The following is a 17,986-nucleotide window of genomic DNA, read 5'->3' as shown; positions in this document are numbered from 1 at the left end:
GGGCATGCCGGAGCGCAAGGCGGTCGGGCGTCGTCAGGCTCGGGTGCGCGAGATCATGCACAGCCTGCCCCCGGCCGCGCAGGAAGCCATCCGCGCCGACCTCGACGGCAGCAACAAGCACCCCGGCTACAACCCGGAAAACGGCGCCACCGCGCGCAACCGCAACCCGGTTCTGACAGATGCAGCGACGGCGTCTGTTTCGGTCACGAGCGGAGGCAGCGCGTAGTGGACAGGGCGCGATTATTCGCCTTGGCCTGGAGCCTCGTCGAGTTGAGCGAGGCCACGCTGTCGCGCCCAGCGCACGGGTGGCTGTGCGTCACGATTGGGGCAGGAGACCCGGAACCCGCCATCCTCGAGCTCGTGCGCGCCCTGGCCGTCAGTCGGACAACGTTGCCGGAAGAACTCTCGGATCTACTGTGGGACTGGGCATCCGGATACTGTGGCAGCGATAGCGAAGCTCGGGTCCGAGACCTACTGGCACGCTTGGGGGTTCGCGAACCGATCCAACCGCGCCCGCAGTCCCTCCCACCGCTCGAGAAGTCCTGTGAACGGCCCCGAGGAACATGGAACAGCTGCGCTCGAGCGGACACGGTCGACACGTTCCGCTGACCAAGGTTTGAAGCGTCTCCCCCCCGTCCGACAGCCGTGGACTCGGTCTCGATCCCGGCGCTCACCGCCGACCTGCCAAACACGTATTGAGGTGGCGTCGGGTGTCCCCGACGCCACCTCCGTACGTTGCGCCCTCTTGCTGCACGTGCGTTCCATGACCCGTCAACGGGCAGCACCCCCGGCGGCCGGTACCGACTAGATCGGCACCTCTGGCGGCAGACCGAAGCGGATCCTCCCGTAAGTCTCGGTGGCGCTGTCGACGTCGAGGTAGGCGTGCACGCGAAGCATGCTGATGTCGCGATATACGCGCTGCAACGGGGACTTCGAGCGGAATGCTTCGGCGCCGGCAGCCCGGACCACCGTGTCGATCCCGTCGGCACAAAAATCGGCAATCACAGCCACACGCGCTTTCAGAGCTGCGCGCTTGAGGGGTTCGCGAAGGACGTCGGGTGGCGTCGTCGTGAGTGTGTGCAAGTAGCCTTCCCACATCTCGTCGGCGAGATCGACACCAGCTTGACCGCGACCAACCGTCAATTGGGTCAGTTGCTTGCTCGGTGTCCTCGTGGTGAAACGGGGCCCTTGGCGCGATTCGACGAACGTCGTGTACTCGTCAACTACGGCCCTGTAGCCGCCGACGATGATCGGCAGTACCTCTGCCAAAAGGAAGGGCATGACCGGCATTGAGTACATCGGGTTGGTGTGCAGTTGAGATCCAGGCGAATGGCCATTCATCACCGCTGCCGCCTCGGCGGTCCGATGTTCCGGAACGAAGACGTTGTCGAGCATCATGTCGTGGCTCGAGGTTCCCCGCATCGCGGCGACATCCCAGTTGTCGATGACCGTGGAATCGGTGGCCGGAGTCAAGAACAACATGTGCTTCTTGGATCCGTCCGGCTCATTGGTCAGTCCGCCAGACATGAACCATTCAGCCGCCGCCGACCCCGAGTTCCAGCTACCGCGCCCGGTGACGACGTAGCCGCCGGTGACCGGCTCCATCTTGAATTGTGGTGCCGCAGTCCCCGGAGACAGCGCATACGACTTCTCCCCGAATACCTCGTCCTGCGCTCGGCGCGGAAACGCTGCCAGCAGATAGTTGTGCCCTATGTAGAACGCCAACACCCATGCCGTCGAGCTGCAACTCGGCGCGATGGCGCGCACTATTCGCGACATCGTGTCGGGGCCGAGTTCGTAGCCCCCGTACTCTTTCGGCACCAGTACCTTCATGAATCCGGCGCTGCAGAATTTGTCGATCAGCTCTCGGGGAACTTCGCCATTCGAGTCAGTGGTGGCAGCCTCGCTAGCCACCAACGGGGCCAATTCATGCGCCTGTTCAATCAATTCGGCTGCTAGGTCCATGATATGCGTCGATCTCCGTATCTCTGTGCTGTGCGTCCTGTTCGCGCGGGTGGGTCGTCGACCTCACGCATCTCCGCGACAAGCGAATCGGCACCTGAGATCGGACAACCCTGGCACGCCGGACGATCACGCAGACATCGGTCCTGCCTCCCATACGGCGTATCTACCATTCCACTGCGAAGCGACCGGTCTCTGCTGTCCCAAAAAGCGACAGACGACTCGAGCCCCAAACCACTTCATGTCCGTCCCCGCAAGTTGCACCCATTGAGGGGCCCACTGCAAGATGCTTCTTCTTGTCGGACGGTCGGATGTGGATCCAGGTGCCCAAAGCTCGAGTTGCCCGAACAATCTGACGGCGTGGCCGGCTTCAGGATGAGCGGCCATGGCGGCGTAAGAACGCCGCCCCCATCGTGGCCACTGGCAACGAGTCCACGGCATGGTTCGTGCAGGGCGCGAGAGCGAGTGAGACGCCCGACCGCGAGTCGGCAAAATCGAGTTCGGTGGCGTAGGTTGGCATCTCGGCCGCGGCGTCAGTGACTTGACCGCCGCGCAACGAAACCACGAACGCCACCTGATATTCCGCCAGCTATTCACATTCGAACAGATCGAGTCTAGTCTTTCCGCAGAGCGTCCGGGATCTCTGCAGCCCAGCGCTCAGCTGCGGATACCGGTGACGAAATCCTCCGAATTCTGGGGTGAATCTATTGCCGATGCGATGAAGCGCGCTGTCACACAAGGGCGTTCCGGACACCGCATCGAATCAGACATTTCACGATTGGAGGACAAGGCGTTGAGTACATCACGTGTCGACCCGCGGGACATGCGCGCAGTGCTGGGACATTTCTGCTCCGGACTGACGGTGGTCACCGCCATCAAAGATGACGGGCCGATCGGATTCACCTGCCAATCTTTCAGCTCGCTGTCACTCGATCCTCCGCTGGTGTCTTTCAGCCCGGCCCGTACCTCGACCACCTGGCCACAGATCCGAGCGGTAGGCACCTTTGCCGTCAACGTGTTGGCCGCCCAACACGATTCGATCAGCAACGCATTCGCACGGACGGGCGCGGACAAGTTCGCAGGCGTGCGGTGGAGCGCCGGACCGTTGGGCAGTCCGCTGCTCGACGACGTCGTCGCCTGGGCAGAATGCCGACTTTGGGGCGAATACGACGGCGGCGACCACACCATCGTCGCAGCTGAGGTCCTGAACCTGCAGGCCAACTCTCCCGCCCAACCCCTCCTGTTCTTCCAAGGTCGTTACCGCACTCTCCATCCGGGAACAACGCTTTAGAAGGAACCTGCACGGCTATAGTTTGGTGCGGAACACGCTGATCGAATGCTCGTCAAGCTCTAACACGGCCGTCCGTGATCACCGGCGTGTCCGCGCCGCCACCATCTGCATGACCAGTTCGACGTAGGTTGCGGCGAGCTCCGTTGAATTCCGCCGGCGACGGGTGGGGAACCACCGACTGACGTCGATGCATAGGGACGAGATGGCCAGCGCTGCGGCTTCGACGTCTGCGATACTGAAATCGCTTGTTGCGACTCCGCTTTGGAGGATTTCGGTGAAGATTACTGTGGTCCTTCGTCGGATTGTCGCGATCTTGTCGTAGTGAGCCACGGATAGCGAACGCAATTCGTACTGCACCACTCGTGCGAGCGAGTGATTGACCGCGTGCCATTCGACGTAGGCGGCCGTGGTGCGCTCCAGCCTGTCGGCGGGGGCCGCATCGGGCGAATCCCCGGTGGACACTGCGGACAACGCCGCGGTGTGGCCCTCCAAACTGATGGCGTAGAGCAACGACTCCTTGGTCTTGTAATGGGGGTACACCGCGCCGGGACTGAGTCCGAGACGAGCGGTGATGTCGCGCAGAGAGGTCGCCCCGTAGCCTCTTTCGGCGAACATCTCGACCGCGGCCGCCCGAATCCGCGCAGCGGCCTTTGAGGAACCGACCTCGAGTGTGACACCCGGGACGCACGCCTCGCTCATAACCATCTTCTCCGCCCATTGACACACCGGCCGACGTCGTCCAGTATATGCGATCGCATAGAAAATATGCGGTTGCATATGTTCCGAGGCCTCCTGTTGCGTGTGGCGGAGATCGACGACCGCAATGGCTCGAGCCGCGGACCACCTAGTGGCAGCGGTGATTTCGTGCCGTCCACCAGGGACGGGCCGATGGTCGCGCCGGACCGACTCCAACGAATAAAGGACAGCGATGCCCAACATGTCGTTCGACTTCACGGGTCGCAGTGCGATCGTCACCGGCGCGGCCCGAGGCATCGGCTTTGCCATTGCGCGCCATTTCCACGCTGCTGGTGCCACCGTGTTCATGGTTGACCTCGACGAGACGGCGCTCACCGAAGCGGCCAGTGAGATCGGCGCCATCGCCGTCGCCGCCGACATCACCCTCAGCGCAGACGCGGACGCCGTGGTCTCGACCGCCGTCAACCACTGCGGCCGCGTCGACATCCTGGTCAACAACGCGGGCATATTGCGCGACAGGGTCTTGTGGAAGCTAACCGACGATGACTGGGACCAAGTGCTAGCCGTCCACGCCGGGGGCACCTTTCGATTGACCCGCGCATGCGTGCCGCACTTTCGTGCGCAGCACTACGGCCGAATCGTCAACGTCACCTCCTACACCGGACTGCACGGCAATCGGGGCCAGGCCAATTACGCCACGGCCAAGGCCGGAATCGTCGGCTTCACGAAGACCGCAGCCAAGGAACTCGCGCACTTCGGTGTCACGGTCAACGCCATCTCCCCCAATGCGGCGACTCGGATGACCGCGTCCATTCCCGCCGACCAAATTGCCGACGTCACGGGTCCGATCCCCCGTTTCGCCGATCCCGCCGAGATGGCAGCCGCAGTATGTTTTTTGGCCTCCGAGGAGGCTGGTTACGTCACTGGAGTCGTACTTCCCGTCGATGGTGGCCTGTCGATCTAACTTCGCAGATAGGACGTAAAACGCTATGACCGAGCTTCTTTCGCGCCGAGACGTCGACTTTCTCTTATACGAATGGCTTGACGTCGAGTCCTTGACCAAGCGGAAACGATTCGCCGAACATTCGCGCGAGACCTTCGATGCGGTGCTCGATCTCAGTACCGACATCGCGACCCGCTGCTTCGCGACGCACAACAAGAAGAGCGACGTCCACGAACCTCAGATGCTTGAAGACGGGTCGGTCACACTCATCCCCGAGATCAAGACCGCACTGGATGCCTATGCCGCCTCTGGCCTTTTGGCCGGCGAGTTCGACGAGGCCGTCGGGGGTATGCAGTTGCCCTCGACCGTCGCCCGCGCAGCGATGGCGTTCTTTCAGGCCGCCAATGCCGGGACTGCGAATTACCCGTTCTTGACCATCGCCAACGCGCACCTCATAGCCACATACGGCACCGACGAGCAGCTCGAGTCCTACGTGCGACCCATGCTGCAAGGAAGGCACTTCGGCACGATGTGTCTGTCGGAACCTCAGGCGGGATCCTCCTTGGCAGACATCACCACCCGTGCAGCCCCCCAGGACGACGGTAGCTATCGCATCAACGGCACGAAGATGTGGATCTCGGGCGGGGACCACGACCTCAGCGAGAACATCGTCCATCTGGTCTTGGCCAAGACGCCCGGCGGTGGCCGAGGAGTCAAGTCGATCTCGTTGTTCATCGTGCCCAAGTACCTGCCCGCCGACCCGGCCAGCGACGAATCGCGCGTGCACAACGACGTCGCACTGGTTGGCCTCAACCACAAGATGGGCAACCGCGGGACGACCAACACGGTGTTGTCGTTCGGTGGAGGCAGCTACCACCCCGCCGCTGAGCCCGGAGCCGTCGGCTATCTGGTCGGCGAGGAAAACTGCGGGCTGACCTATATGTTCCACATGATGAACGAGGCCCGTATCGGGGTCGGCTTCCTGGCCACCGCCCTGGGCTACGTCGGCTACCTCAAGTCGGTCGCCTATGCCCACACTCGCACGCAAGGCCGCACACCAAACCACGGCGGGAGCGACGCGCCCCCTGTCGCAATCATCGAACATGCCGATGTCCGGCGAATGCTGTTGGCGCAGAAGGCCTATGTCGAAGGAGCTTTAGCGCTCGGACTGTACTGTTCTCGACTCGTCGACGAACAGGCCAGCGGTTCGGATCCGACGGGCGTGCGGGAGGCCGGATTGCTGTTGGACATCTTGACGCCCGTCGCCAAGAGCTGGCCATCCCAATGGTGCTTACACGCAAATGATTTGGCCATCCAGGTGCACGGAGGATATGGCTACACCCGTGATTACGACGTGGAGCAACACTACCGCGACAACCGACTCAATCCGATTCACGAAGGCACCAATGGCATTCAAGGAATCGATCTGTTGGGCCGCAAGGTGTCCTTGGAAGACGGCGCGGCATTGCAGGTACTGACGTCACGAATGCTGGCCACGATTCGACGCGCTCAGCCCTGCGAGGAAAGTACGGCACGCTGGGCTAAGCAGTTGCACAGCATCTGGAACGACGTGCTGAAGGTGACATCACGGCTCACCGGCCACCACGACCGCACGGTGGCCCTGGCCAATTCTTCGGCTTACCTCGAGGCCGTGGGTCACACGGTCATCGCCTGGATGTGGCTGGAGCAGTTGATCGCAGTGGGCCAACGGAGCGGCGACTTCTACGACGGTAAACGCACCGCCGCCCGCTACTTCTTCACCCACGAATTGCCCAAGGTGACGGCCCAAGTCGACCTGCTGGACAGCTTGGACACCACGACCCTCGACATGCGTCCCGCTTGGTACTGACCACTGCACCGCGAGCCGTTGCGCCGAGGTGGCGGATACGGACTACTCGCTGGCAATTTTGCCTGATGTCGCCAGCAGGATCGCCGACTACGTTCGGCTGTATGGCAAACGAACGCAAGATGAAGGTGTTGGTCTCCGGCGCCGGTGCTGCCGGTCAGGCCGTGGGGTACTGGCTGGCTCGCCACGGCTTTGAGACCACGGTGGTCGAGCAGGCGCCGGCCCCGCGAATCGGGGGCTTCGCAACCGACCTGCGAGGTCCGGCGGCCGAGGTGGCGGACCGCATGGGTATCGGGGACGGTTGCCGAGAAGCGCGCGTCCGTCTGCAAGAGATCGCTTTCCTTGGTCCGCACGGGGACGTGCAATTCAAGACCGACGGCAACTGGAACGCCGGAGGAGACGATATCGAGATTCTGCGCGACGACCTGAGCAGCCTCTTGCACTCTGCACGTGAATCGGTCGACGGCTTGGACTACCGTTTCGGTGACAGCATCGCTTCGATCGTCCAGGACGACGACGGCGTGGACGTCACCTTCGTCAACAACTCGCCTGAACGTTACGACCTGGTGATTGGCGCGGACGGTCTGCACTCGAACGTCCGGTCGCTGGTGTTCGGCCCCGAGCACGAATACACCAAGCCGATTGGTCATTACGTCGGAATCTTCACCATCCCGAACCTGTTCGACATGGACTCGCAGTGGTTCATTTGCACTCTGCCCGGCAAACTCGTCAGTGTGATGCAGTACGGCCTCGACAAGCACACCCGAGCGATGTTCATCTACTCCTCACCGCCGTTGGATTTCGACAAGCGTGATCGTGAAGCACAGAAGGCCATCATCAAAGAGGCGATGAAGGACGACATCGAGTACTGGGCGGTCGAACGCCTGCTGGGCGCCATCGACAGCGCCGATGACCTGTACTTTGATGAGGTGGCTCAGATCCACATGCCGACCTGGCATGACGGCCGAGTGTGCCTCCTTGGTGACGCTGGCTACGCGCCCACCCTGCTCGCGGGTCAGGGCACCAGTATCGCCGTCGTCGGCGCCTACGTGCTGGCGGGGGAACTCAAACGCGCTCAGGGGGACCCCTCCGTCGCGTTTCCCAAGTACGAGAGCGCTATGCGGCACTATGCGGAACAGAACCAGAAACTCGTCTTCGGTGCCGAGGAATTCAGAATCCCCACGAGTTGGGAGGACATCGAGCGCCGGGATGCCGAGGTGTTGAAGATCATGGAGACCGGTGAAGATGACCGCACCGGCGGAGCGTTGCTAAGAGCTGCCGCCGACAGCATCGAGCTCCAGGACTACTAGGCGAGGTATTCGAGATTCAGCGCATGGATCCACAGGAATTGATGCTCTACCCGCATCGCGTACCCCGGGACGCCAACGCCATCAGCATGAGCATCGACACCGATGACTTTCGGTACCCCAGCCACCGGCACGGTAAAGCGGAACTGGTGTTCGTCGCCGGCGGCGTCCTCACATGCGAAGTTGGTCGGGATCTCTGGATTGTCCCCCCGGGGTGCGGCCTGTGGATCCCGTGCGATCTGGAACACTCGGCACGCGGCGAGGGCGCCATCGAGGTCTGTGTGCTCTTCGTCGAACCCGAGTTGCTGCCCCAGTTGCCCAAAACGGCTTGCACGATGTCGGTTTCGCCCCTTCTACGCGAGCTTGTCCTCGCAGCTTCTCGACTTCCACCGCTGTACCTTCGCGGCGGTGCCGAGGAACGACTGATCCGGACGACACTTGATCAGCTTGCGGTCGCACCGGTAGAAGATCTTCGCGTGCCCATGCCCCAAGACGCCCGGCTGCGACACATTGCGAAAGAACTGCTCGACGATCCCGCCGAACGACGCACCATCGGCCAATGGGCCCGCACGGTCGCCATGAGTGAGCGCTCGCTTTTTCGTCTCGTGCAGAGCGAGACCGGAATGAGCTTTGGCCGATGGCGCCAACAGATTCAATTGATGCTCGCGCTTCAATGGCTCTCGCAGGGAATGTCGGTTCAGTCGGTGGCAAGCGATCTGGGCTACGAGACTGCCAGCGCGTTCATCGCGATGTTCCGCGGGGTTCTCGGCCAGCCCCCAGGTCAATTCTTCGCCGAACGCACGAAGGCACAGGCACATTCACGATCCGCCGGCGACGCCAGCTTGACAGTCACTCAGACTCAGCCGCGTAGGCCGTCCGCAGTGGTGGAGAGCTTACGTTGCTGAGTCGGTGCAGATGTACCTTCGCCTCGTCGCAAGGTCAATTCCGTTCACCCGCATACGTTGCGATGGGCAGACCTTCAACCGCTGCGGGCTTGGTGCCGCGTCCTGTCAAAAGGATGGCGATGACGGCCAAGCATTGGCAAGTCGGTCGATTCGATTCGCCGTTCGGTGTTGCAGGGACCCCGTCAGTCCGTCATCGAGCCGGTACTCCGCTCACTACGCACTCAAGGAAGAGCATGACCATTCCCACTGCCGCCAAGTCTGGGGGCTGCTACATCGTCGGGGATATGAACGTCGCGGCCATGTCCGATGACAACACGGGGTTGGTTCCGTGACCGCCCCGGTGTGGATGGCGTTCCCCCCGGAAGTCCATTCGGGATTGCTCAGTTCCGGTCCGGGGTCGGGGCCGCTGCTAGCGGCTGCAGCCCAATGGCGCCTGTTGTCCACTGAGTACCTCGCGACGGCAAACGATTTGCAGCAGGTGCTTTCTAGCGTCGAGACCTTGTCCTGGCAAGGCGCCAGCGCCGACCGATATGTAGCCAGCCACCTTCCCTTTCTGACCTGGCTCGCCAACCAGAGCGAAGTGAGTGCGGCGAACGCGGCACAACTCGACACCGTCGCTGCCGCCTACACCGCTGCTGTGGGCACCATGCCGACATTGCCCGAACTGGCCGCCAACCACGCCGTCAACGGTGCATTGATCGCAACCAATTTCTTCGGCATCAACACCATTCCGATTGCGGTCAACGAGGCCGACTACATTCGGATGTGGACCCAGGCGGCGACCACCATGGCGATCTATCAAGGGTTTTCAGAGGTCGCGGTGATGTCTGTGACGCCGCCGACCTCGCCTCCGCCGATCCTCGCCACGGGTAGTGAGACGTTCGGCGCGGTGAGCCGCCACGCAATGGCCCAAGCCGCAGAATCCGGTTCAGCTCTGGACAATAGCAATAACATCGCCGACCAACTCGAAGAATTCTTCCGCGACCCACTGGGAACCCTCCAGCGAATCCTCACCGACTTCAGCTTGAATCCGACTGCGGCGGGGGTCGCGTGGGCCCCGCTGTTGGTGTTTCTCACGGTATGGGGCACATCAGCGTCGATAAGCTGGAGCCTCGTCATCGGGTCGACGACGGGCATATGGCTGCCGTTCGTCGTCGGAGCGGCATTGCAGGCACCCGCAGTCGATGGCGGCCCTGCGCCCGCCCGTATCGACGAGCCAATCCGCAGTGGAAGTGCCCCCGTGAACCGGCCGGAATCTCACCCTACGATTGCCTTGGCTCCGTCGGGCGCCTCAGGGCCGCCCACGACGGCGCCGCCGGCACCAAGCTCCGCAAGTGCGGCCGCACCAACGACGGTAACCTCGCCGAGCTTTCCCTACCTCGTGTCACCCACCAAGAAGCAACCGCCCGCCGCGCGGTTTGGACCCACTCTCGACGAGGGGACTACAAACCGCGCCCCAGCGTCGGGGTCATCCGCGGTCGCGGCGGCAGCAGCTCCCGCTCAGTCCAGCGCCCGCCGTAAGCGCCGCGCCCGTCAAAAGGACCCAGTGCGGCAGCACATGGACGTAGATGCAACTACCACAACCGATTTCGACAAACCAGCAGCACAATTGGCCCGTCAGAGCTTCGCCAGTACGCGGGGTGCGGGACCCATTGGACTCGCCGGAACCGTGCCGAAGATCGTGTCGCGCTCAACCGCCCGCGGTCTGGTAGCCGACGAATCCGACGCAGGCGCTGGTCACGGATTGCCCATGCTTCCAACATCCTGGGAAACACGCGACGAGCATTGACCCTCGACGCCAAGAGCGTTCATTCCCGTACCAGGAATGAACGCGCTAGAGAACCTGACCGGGGATAGCGCCGATCCCGCGCAGGCCACTCATGATCGGCATGAGCTATCTTCTGCCGCAACAGCATTGACGCATCCGTTCGAGGCAAATCGAGTGGCGAATCCCCGTTTTTGAGTCCACCGATCTGTACCCGTGTCGTTTGTGCACGGTTGTGAGAGCGGAGGGCAGCGTGATCCTGGAAGGTCACACGCCCCGTCGGTATTCGTCGTCGATGCGCCGGCGAATCGTCGCACGGCTGCGATCAGGTGAACCTGACCCGGGATGCGTGCGAGCTGTTCGACGCGCAGGCGGTCGTGCCGCCAAAACGCCGTCGCGCGATCACTGGAGGACCGATCACGCGAGCACATTCCAGCGGCTCTGTATGTCGCATAACAGGATTGACGCGTTCGGTACTGCAATACCACCGGCGCCGCCCCGTCTCCCGGACCGGGAGGTCCGCCGACTGGTGGTGGTGGCCGACACGATCACCGAGATCAATCGACGTTCACGCGGCACCTACGGGCGCCGAGGAGTCCGTGCTGCACCGCGACTCGGGCGGCGAAAGCCCAACCTGATCGGCGTCAACACCCCCGTCGACGCCGTCAACCGCCAGTTCACCGCCACGATGACCAACCAGTGTGGTGCACCGCCATCACCGAACACCCTGCCCGTGATGGCAAGGTGTACAACGCGGTCAACATGGCTGTCAACAACAGAATCCGCAGTGGCCGAACGATTCTGCATGCCGACCATGGAAATCAATTCCACTCCTGGATCCTCGGAGAGAGGTACGGAGCTGTGCCCGGCTTCAGGTCGAACTGCTCAACACCCGCAGGTGGGCGACCACGATCGAATCAACCGCCACCATTGCCACCTCGGTAAGATCAGCACCGCAGAGTACGAAGCTCTCTGGACTTCAACACATTCGATCCCTCGGCTCGGATGACCGTGGGTCGAAACAGTGGGGACAGATCAGCTGGACTGATTCACCGGGGACACCCCAACGGCCTCCCGGCGAGAGGGTGCTACTCAGACCACCCAGTAGGCTCGCGCACTGATCCACTTGCGCGAGATCTTGTATTGCTCCTGCAAGACCCGCGCCACCACGCGGGTGGTCCGGTTGTCGCAGGCGACCCAACCATAGTAATCACTGGCGTCAAAGGCCTCTGCCTCAACGGCTTTCACCAACGAAGCGCCGTCGTCCTCGCGGTCCACCCAGACAACGTCGTTTCTGACAGTAGGAAGTTCACGGTCGTCGTCATGCGCCGCTTCGAGAAACACCCGCGCAGGGGCGTTCCCAATGGCACCCAACAGCGAGTTTATCGCCGGCAGTGACGCGGAATCTCCAACGATCACATAGCCGGCCGGGGCGGGCTCGGGAATGTCGAACTTGCTGCCGAGCACGGTCACATTGAGGATGTCACCGGGCTGCGCCGCGGACGCCCATCGGGCGGCGATTCCATCGTGAATCGCGAAGTCGATGTCGACCGTACCCTTGCCCAGATCGGGATTGATCAGCGTATAGCCGCGCTGATGGGTCCGCGAGTCCTCGGGGAACCAACCTCGAACCCACATCGTCGGGTGGATTGGCCGCTCGGCGAGAAGTTCGGGCGCACTGAAGTGCAGCCGAAGGTAATTCGGGGTTATGGCGGTTCGGTCGGTCAGTGTCAAGGTGTAGTTTCCACCGCCCCACAGCTTGACCAGCGCACCTCCGATTCCACGTGCCGGGTGCAATTCGATCATCGAACATCCTTACGATAGTTGGTAACTCGCATTAGTTAGCATACCCTAACTAGGGATGGCCCGCGTCCCACCGCCGTGGCAAAAGCTGTCCAACTGCATGTCCGCCTGAAACCGGCGCTGACCATCGTTGGTAACACAATCACGCTGTTAGACAGATGATTCGGGTTGTTTCAAAAGTCTGTTTCGACAAGCCGGACGCCGCTCGGTCCGCGGACGCCACAGTACGCCGATTAGGCCCCGCGGCAACGAGGGTTGGTGGTCGGGGGTGGCCGGTTCGACACCAATTGGACGCCCTCGCCGTGGTGGTGAGACTTGTTGTTAAATCACATCTTTGGCGTGTAACACGAGCTCAGGGTTCTCCAGCACCCGCTGCAGTGTCGCGTCGGAGATGACAGCGTCGGCATCTAGGTTCCGGCGACCACTCGGCGGTCCCGCCAGCGCTCGCTCAGCGCCTCGGTGAAGTCTCCGGATCCGCAGCAGGCCGAAATCCTCTGCGGCACTGAGATCGGTACGCATTCAACTGTGTGCCGGGGCAAACACCTCCTGGATGTCAGAAGCCGGACCACTTGCGGCGGATGACGAGGTTCCTGCGGCCGTTCATGTCGAGATGGCTGCGCCCGTCGGCCAGCGCAGTTCCTCGGCCAATGCGGGTGCGGCGACCTGATGGTCGCCGATGCGCCGGGACGAGAGCGGGTCCAGCGCGTCGAGCACGCTGCGTTGACGGCCGCGCAGCGTGCCCAGCCCGGGAACCGGCGCGGCACTAGCCGGCCGATCGGAGGTGCGCAACGCGCATACCGACGACACCGTTCCAGGGCCGAATTCCACTGCGGTCCAGGTTTCCTCCGACGGATGCGCCCATACAGCAGCTAGCGTTTCCGGCAATGCGTCCGCGGGGATGCGATAGGCCGTCAGGAATCCGGAGCCGTCGGTCATGGCCCGCCAGGTCTCCTTGGCCTCGCCGGACAACGGTGCGGGACGGTTCGCTCCGTCGACCGCCGTCACCGACCAGCCGTCCTCACTCAAGTGGTCGGTCAATCGCCGGCCAAGCACGTCGACGGTGTCCTGCAACGGGATACGTGATGACCGGGCCTGCAGCGACCGCAGGTTCTCGGTGGCGGCCAACGTCAGGGTAATCCACGTCTGCCGTTCGCCCGCCAGGTCGCGGCTGGTGATCCGGACCTTGTCACAGCGCAGACCGTACCGGTCGGTGTAGCCGGCGATCAGCGCCACCGGGAGCTCGTCCATGGCCGGCTCGTCCACACGCAGCAGCACCGTGGCAATCGTCGTGTCCCCTGCGACAATGACCCCGGAGCGGTTTCCGTGCCAGATGGACCGTCGGCGGGCCAGCTTGGTAGTCGCGAAATCGCCACCCCACCAAGCGAACAGCAAGATCACCACGACGATCGCGATGCCGAGGATCCAGCGCTGGGGCATCGTCTCGTACGGGTAGGCCAGCACGGCGGGCACGATGAACAGCAGCGCTAGCGCGAGTCGGGCCGTCATGCGGCTTCGTCCTTCCGTCGGTGTGCTGCGATCGCGGCGGTCACGACGGCGGCCAGTATGAGCACTCCGGTACCGATGTACGCGATGGTCCGTGGTGCAGAGTCCTTAGGTACGGGGTCCGGCGGTGCCGCAACGGGTCTGGTCATCTCGGCCGGATCGCCCGGGCCGGATACGTCCCAGGTCAGGGCGGCGACCGGATCGATGGTCCCCGCTCCCACCAGTGAAGACGGCGAACGGTCCGCGCCGCGCGCGGTCGTGGTGAGCCTGCGCACGACCTGTTCGGCACTCAGTTCGGGAAAACGGCTGCGCACCAATGCCGCAACGCCGGACACGTAGGCTGCCGCATAGCTGGTGCCGCTGACTGGCGCCAGCTCGCCCTTCTGGGTGGGCTGGCCGTTGGCCAGTCCGCCGTCGGGGCTGTTACTCACCGAAGTGATGTTCTCACCGGGGGCGGCGAGGCCGAGCCACGGACCGGACATGCTGAACGGTGCGGGCTGGCCGGCCGCGTTCAGCGCCCCGACCGACAGCACGTAGGGCTGCCACCACGACGGGGTCGACACCGACGTCACACCGGCCCAGTTACGCGGATCCTCCGGCCGGGTCGGGTCAGTCAACGGATTTGCCGCACAGGCAGTTCCACCGGAGATGCCGCCGCCGGTGTTACCGGCCGCGGCGATGATGACGGCGTCCTTGTCGACGGCCGCGTAGCGCAGCGCCGCTCCGAGCGCACTCTGATCGATGGAGGTGTTCGCCGGGACACACGCCACCGACGAGATGTTGATGATGCGGGCACCCATGTCGGCGGCGCGCACCACGGCACGCGCCAGGGTGGCGATGTCGTTTCTGGCCTCCACGATCACCGGGTCCTGACCCGGCTGGTTCGGCAAGCCCGCCGGGGAATATCGAGCCGAGGTCTGCCGGATGGACAACAACTGCGCGTCCGGCGCGACACCAGAGAAGCCGTCTGCACCCGGCTGGCCGGCGATGAGCCCGGCGACCATGGTGCCGTGCCCGTCGCAGTCGGTCAGTCCGTTGGTGCTGGCGACGAAGTCGCCGCCGGCCTCGACATTGGGCAGCCGGGGGCCTGGTTGCACACCGGTGTCGATCACCGCGACGGTCTGTCCGCCACCTCGGCTGTGACGCCAGGCCTCGGCGAGGTCCAGCGTCACCTGATTTGGGTTGACGACACCCGGATCGGTGCCCGCAATCACCCCGGTCACCGTGCAGGAACTGCGTTGCGCCATGATCTGCACGGGCCCGGCCGCACCCGAGGGGGGTGCGGTGTCTGCATCCACTCTGGGCGGGGTAGTCGCGCCCGCGGCCGGGCAACCGACCGTCGCGACCGCGAGAACCGCTGCCAGTACTGCGGTTTCGCGGCGCAGCATTTGTGCTGTCACCCGTTCAGAACCCATTCGAACAGGCCGACCAGATAGGCGGCCACCGGGATGACGGAAGCGTCGAACGCGGAACTGACGAACCCGAACAGGCGGCGGGCGGGCAGCGAGTAGGTGTCCGGGGAAACAATCCGTGGGACCAGCGCGACCACGATCCAGCCGACGGTCACGGCCACCAGTGCGGCCAACGCCCACCAGGCCGCCGCATAACGCTCGGTCAGGGCGAAGGTCGCCATCAGCGCTGCGGGCAACAGGTAGCACTGGCTGAGCAGCCATACCTTGCACGGGGTCGAATCCCACACCCGGGCACGCATCGTGGTGCCCAGCGCCGCAGCGATGACCAGCACCCAGGCCCACGGAGAAGCGCCAGCGGGACCGACCAGGAGCAACGAACCGGCAACCGACAGCAGCACCCCGGCGGCCAGGAATCCAGTCTGGTGCGCGTCGGTGACACGGATGCGGCGCGGCAGATCCTCGAGCACCCGCAGCGGCTGTGCGGACGGCGTTGGGTCGCCGGGGGCGGGAATGGTCGGGACGGGCAGTCGTGCCCACAGTGCGGACAGTCGTGCGGCCTGCACAGTCACCAGCAGGGCGAAGATGATCAAGCCGGATCCGGTGCGGATGTCGGTCATGTCCCAGATCGTCGCCAGCACGGCAAACAGCAGCACGCCGAGCCCGAACACGGTCGAGGCGGTGAACGTGGCGATGGCGCGCTCGAAGACCACAATGCTGATCACCGACCAGGTGGCCACACCGGCCGCAGCGAGCAGTAACTGCGCGGCACCGAATTCGCCGGGGACAGCGAGGGCGAACCCCGCGGCGATCGGCGCCAGTGCGGTGAGCGCGAGCGCAGTGCCCAAGCCAGGGAATCTGGCCCGCGTCGCGAACGAGGCGATCACGGCAACTACGGCGATACCGGCCACGGTGAACAATCCGGCTGAGTGCCCGGTGATCACCCGGGCGGCCGCCGCGAGAGCTGTGCCCATCAGGATCAGCCCGATGACGGCGACCGAGGCGGCCCGCTGGATCTGCGCCGGGCCCCAGGGGGTTTCGCGGGCGGCGGAAAATATGGCGGCGGCATCGGCGATGTCCTCGATGATGCGCGGCGCTGCCCGCCCGTTCGGAATGGCCTGCAGTGCCAGCAGATCACCGTCGACGACGCCGACGGTCTCCAGCGTCGCGTCCAGGCTGAACGGCGCACCGCCGATCGGCGCCAAGCTCAGCCGTGCCGGCGCACCCTCGGGAGAGTCTGCGGCGGGCAGCACGGTGCGCTGTACGGCCGGGATGATCTCGCGTAGCGGCAGTTCCGCCGGCAGCGCCATCTCGGTGAGCCGCCCGGCGCCGTCGGAGTGGCCCACGGCGGCCAGCACGGCCACCCGCACGATCGGCATCAGAGTCTTGTCGGGCATCGATCTTCCGTTCTCTGGTCGAAATCTAGGTTGTGGTGCAATGAGGATTTCTTGCTCTTCGCCCCCGCAGTGGTAAACCACGATCCGTGCGGCAGTGTTGCGACAAGCCTGTCGAGCGCGGCGACAATCGCGGCCGTGGTTCCTGGTGCGAACGTCGACACCCATTCACCGTCAAAGGCTTTCGAGGGGCTTACCAGGATGCGGCCGGCCTCGGAGTCGACAACGCTGACGCCTACCTCGGTACTGATCCGGTGACCGTCTCGGTGTTCGCCGGCGACGATCTCCACGTAGCTTCGCCTGCCCGTGAAGACCGCCTCCACCACTGTTCGCGCAGAAGCCGGAATACCCAGGTATTCAAGCACTTCGGTCAGGTCAGCCCCGTCACGCAACCTCTCGTCGGCGCGAGCTCCAGCTCGCAGGGGTACGGCGAAATCGTCGAAAATCGCTGCCCGCCGCCCGTCCAGACCGGCCACCAGCACCGGCACCAGGTCGTCGAGATGCAGCAGACCCATCGCGGTGAAGGTCACCAGTCCCCCGCTGCGCAGCGCGACCACCGAGGTCTCGTCGTGTCGCGCGACGAGCCCACGGAGCATGTCGCCGTGCGCTCCCACAATCCGCAACTCGAGCCACTGACGCGCCCGGCAAATCTGCTGAACCCATTGGGTGACAGCGGAGTTGATGACTCCACTGTCGGACATCACGCCCAGCCCGGTCAGCTCGGCGGCCCGATCGGCCGCGAACTGTCCGGCGGCTAACTGGTCGCTGTAGGGCGGTGTGATCGCCAGCACCCACGGGAACGAGCCGCAGCCGGTCTCCTCGGCAACGAACCAGGCCTGCTCGACGGTCAGCTCGACTGCATTAGCAGCCATCTATCCCCATTTGGCACCTTCTGCCTGGTCCCGGGCATTCATCGACATGGTGTTGGTCTCGTGAGTGCTCGCCATCGCATGGTAAGCACGCACCAATTCGGCCATGCTGGCGTTCCACTGAGCCTGCCAAGCCTGGTAGGTCATTCCGGTGTCGCCCTGCCAGGCCCCCGACAGCGCGGCCTGCTCGGCGGCGATATCGGCGCCGACAGTATTGAGCGCGCCCGCGAAACCGTTCATCTCGGCTGACAGCGCGAGCATGGCCGGGTAGTTGTACATGATCTGCGACATTT

The 17,986-nt window shown here is 63.9% G+C and carries 14 protein-coding genes and 1 pseudogene; 7 read left to right on the top strand and 8 right to left on the bottom strand.

What is annotated here, in order from left to right; translation table 11 throughout:
• Positions 1–226 (top strand): annotated as a pseudogene (locus tag ASD37_RS32490) (ABC transporter ATP-binding protein); the annotation flags it as partial.
• A gap of 578 nt (positions 227–804) precedes the next feature.
• Here the strand turns inward: ASD37_RS32490 and ASD37_RS30730 are convergent.
• Positions 805–1,965 carry an acyl-CoA dehydrogenase family protein gene (locus ASD37_RS30730; RefSeq protein WP_056561123.1) on the bottom strand — a complete coding sequence of 387 codons (1,161 nt, stop codon included), beginning with the start codon at positions 1,963–1,965 and terminating at the stop codon, positions 805–807.
• 538 nt (positions 1,966–2,503) lie between these two features.
• Here ASD37_RS30730 and ASD37_RS32485 point away from each other — a divergent pair.
• Positions 2,504–3,253, top strand: coding sequence for a flavin reductase family protein (locus ASD37_RS32485; protein ID WP_235568605.1), 750 nt, complete (start codon positions 2,504–2,506; stop codon positions 3,251–3,253).
• A 78-nt stretch (positions 3,254–3,331) separates the two neighbouring features.
• Here the strand turns inward: ASD37_RS32485 and ASD37_RS30715 are convergent, their stop codons facing one another.
• Positions 3,332–4,207: a TetR/AcrR family transcriptional regulator gene (locus ASD37_RS30715; protein ID WP_370073109.1), complete on the bottom strand. Its 876-nt coding sequence runs from the start codon at positions 4,205–4,207 to the stop codon at positions 3,332–3,334.
• Here ASD37_RS30715 and ASD37_RS30710 point away from each other — a divergent pair.
• From ASD37_RS30710 to ASD37_RS30690, 5 genes are all read left to right on the top strand, one after another.
• Entirely contained in the window at positions 4,182–4,913 is a 732-nt protein-coding gene (locus ASD37_RS30710; protein WP_056561111.1) for an SDR family NAD(P)-dependent oxidoreductase, read from the top strand. The genes ASD37_RS30715 and ASD37_RS30710 overlap by 26 nt on opposite strands.
• A gap of 25 nt (positions 4,914–4,938) precedes the next feature.
• Positions 4,939–6,741: an acyl-CoA dehydrogenase gene (locus ASD37_RS30705; protein ID WP_056561108.1), complete on the top strand. Its 1,803-nt coding sequence runs from the start codon at positions 4,939–4,941 to the stop codon at positions 6,739–6,741.
• A gap of 101 nt (positions 6,742–6,842) precedes the next feature.
• The gene (locus ASD37_RS30700) at positions 6,843–8,048 is read left to right on the top strand and encodes an FAD-dependent monooxygenase (protein WP_056561105.1); all 1,206 of its coding nucleotides are present in this window, start codon (positions 6,843–6,845) and stop codon (positions 8,046–8,048) included.
• Positions 8,049–8,071: 23 nt separating this feature from the next.
• Positions 8,072–8,950, top strand: a complete 879-nt coding sequence (locus ASD37_RS30695; RefSeq protein ID WP_082570508.1) for a helix-turn-helix domain-containing protein — start codon at positions 8,072–8,074, stop codon at positions 8,948–8,950.
• 328 nt (positions 8,951–9,278) lie between these two features.
• Positions 9,279–10,739, top strand: coding sequence for a PPE domain-containing protein (locus ASD37_RS30690; protein ID WP_056561101.1), 1,461 nt, complete (start codon positions 9,279–9,281; stop codon positions 10,737–10,739).
• 1,068 nt (positions 10,740–11,807) lie between these two features.
• Here the strand turns inward: ASD37_RS30690 and ASD37_RS30685 are convergent.
• From ASD37_RS30685 to ASD37_RS30660, 6 genes are all read right to left on the bottom strand, one after another.
• Positions 11,808–12,521, bottom strand: a complete 714-nt coding sequence (locus ASD37_RS30685; protein ID WP_056561098.1) for a siderophore-interacting protein — start codon at positions 12,519–12,521, stop codon at positions 11,808–11,810.
• A gap of 597 nt (positions 12,522–13,118) precedes the next feature.
• Positions 13,119–14,024 (bottom strand): type VII secretion protein EccE, encoded by a 906-nt coding sequence (eccE, locus tag ASD37_RS30680; RefSeq protein ID WP_082570507.1) that lies wholly within the window; start codon positions 14,022–14,024, stop codon positions 13,119–13,121.
• Positions 14,021–15,409, bottom strand: coding sequence for a type VII secretion-associated serine protease mycosin (mycP, locus tag ASD37_RS30675; RefSeq protein ID WP_056561096.1), 1,389 nt, complete (start codon positions 15,407–15,409; stop codon positions 14,021–14,023). The genes eccE and mycP overlap by 4 nt, the downstream gene beginning before the upstream one ends.
• Positions 15,410–15,417: 8 nt before the next feature.
• Positions 15,418–16,827, bottom strand: a complete 1,410-nt coding sequence (eccD, locus tag ASD37_RS30670; protein WP_056561094.1) for a type VII secretion integral membrane protein EccD — start codon at positions 16,825–16,827, stop codon at positions 15,418–15,420.
• Positions 16,809–17,696 (bottom strand): ESX secretion-associated protein EspG, encoded by an 888-nt coding sequence (locus tag ASD37_RS30665; RefSeq protein ID WP_056561089.1) that lies wholly within the window; start codon positions 17,694–17,696, stop codon positions 16,809–16,811. The genes eccD and ASD37_RS30665 overlap by 19 nt, the downstream gene beginning before the upstream one ends.
• Complete coding sequence (locus ASD37_RS30660) at positions 17,697–17,984, bottom strand: WXG100 family type VII secretion target (RefSeq protein ID WP_056561086.1); 288 nt, start codon at positions 17,982–17,984, stop codon at positions 17,697–17,699.
• Positions 17,985–17,986: the final 2 nt, after the last annotated feature.

It is taken from the genome of Mycobacterium sp. Root135 (assembly GCF_001426545.1).
Lineage (GTDB): Bacteria > Actinomycetota > Actinomycetes > Mycobacteriales > Mycobacteriaceae > Mycobacterium.
Note: the sequence above shows the minus strand (reverse complement) of the source record. Positions and strands in the feature narration are given on the sequence as shown.

What these genes read in the sequence shown, in the direction of transcription:
- ASD37_RS30695 (WP_082570508.1), top strand. Translation starts at nt 8,072, where the DNA reads ATGGATCCACAGGAATTGATGCTCTACCCGCATCGCGTACCCCGGGAC.
- ASD37_RS30700 (WP_056561105.1), top strand. Translation starts at nt 6,843, where the DNA reads ATGGCAAACGAACGCAAGATGAAGGTGTTGGTCTCCGGCGCCGGTGCT.
- ASD37_RS30730 (WP_056561123.1), bottom strand. Translation starts at nt 1,965, where the DNA reads ATGGACCTAGCAGCCGAATTGATTGAACAGGCGCATGAATTGGCCCCG.
- mycP (WP_056561096.1), bottom strand. Translation starts at nt 15,409, where the DNA reads ATGCTGCGCCGCGAAACCGCAGTACTGGCAGCGGTTCTCGCGGTCGCG.
- ASD37_RS30705 (WP_056561108.1), top strand. Translation starts at nt 4,939, where the DNA reads ATGACCGAGCTTCTTTCGCGCCGAGACGTCGACTTTCTCTTATACGAA.
- ASD37_RS30710 (WP_056561111.1), top strand. Translation starts at nt 4,182, where the DNA reads ATGCCCAACATGTCGTTCGACTTCACGGGTCGCAGTGCGATCGTCACC.
- ASD37_RS30665 (WP_056561089.1), bottom strand. Translation starts at nt 17,696, where the DNA reads ATGGCTGCTAATGCAGTCGAGCTGACCGTCGAGCAGGCCTGGTTCGTT.
- eccE (WP_082570507.1), bottom strand. Translation starts at nt 14,024, where the DNA reads ATGACGGCCCGACTCGCGCTAGCGCTGCTGTTCATCGTGCCCGCCGTG.
- ASD37_RS30660 (WP_056561086.1), bottom strand. Translation starts at nt 17,984, where the DNA reads ATGTCGCAGATCATGTACAACTACCCGGCCATGCTCGCGCTGTCAGCC.
- eccD (WP_056561094.1), bottom strand. Translation starts at nt 16,827, where the DNA reads ATGCCCGACAAGACTCTGATGCCGATCGTGCGGGTGGCCGTGCTGGCC.
- ASD37_RS30685 (WP_056561098.1), bottom strand. Translation starts at nt 12,521, where the DNA reads ATGATCGAATTGCACCCGGCACGTGGAATCGGAGGTGCGCTGGTCAAG.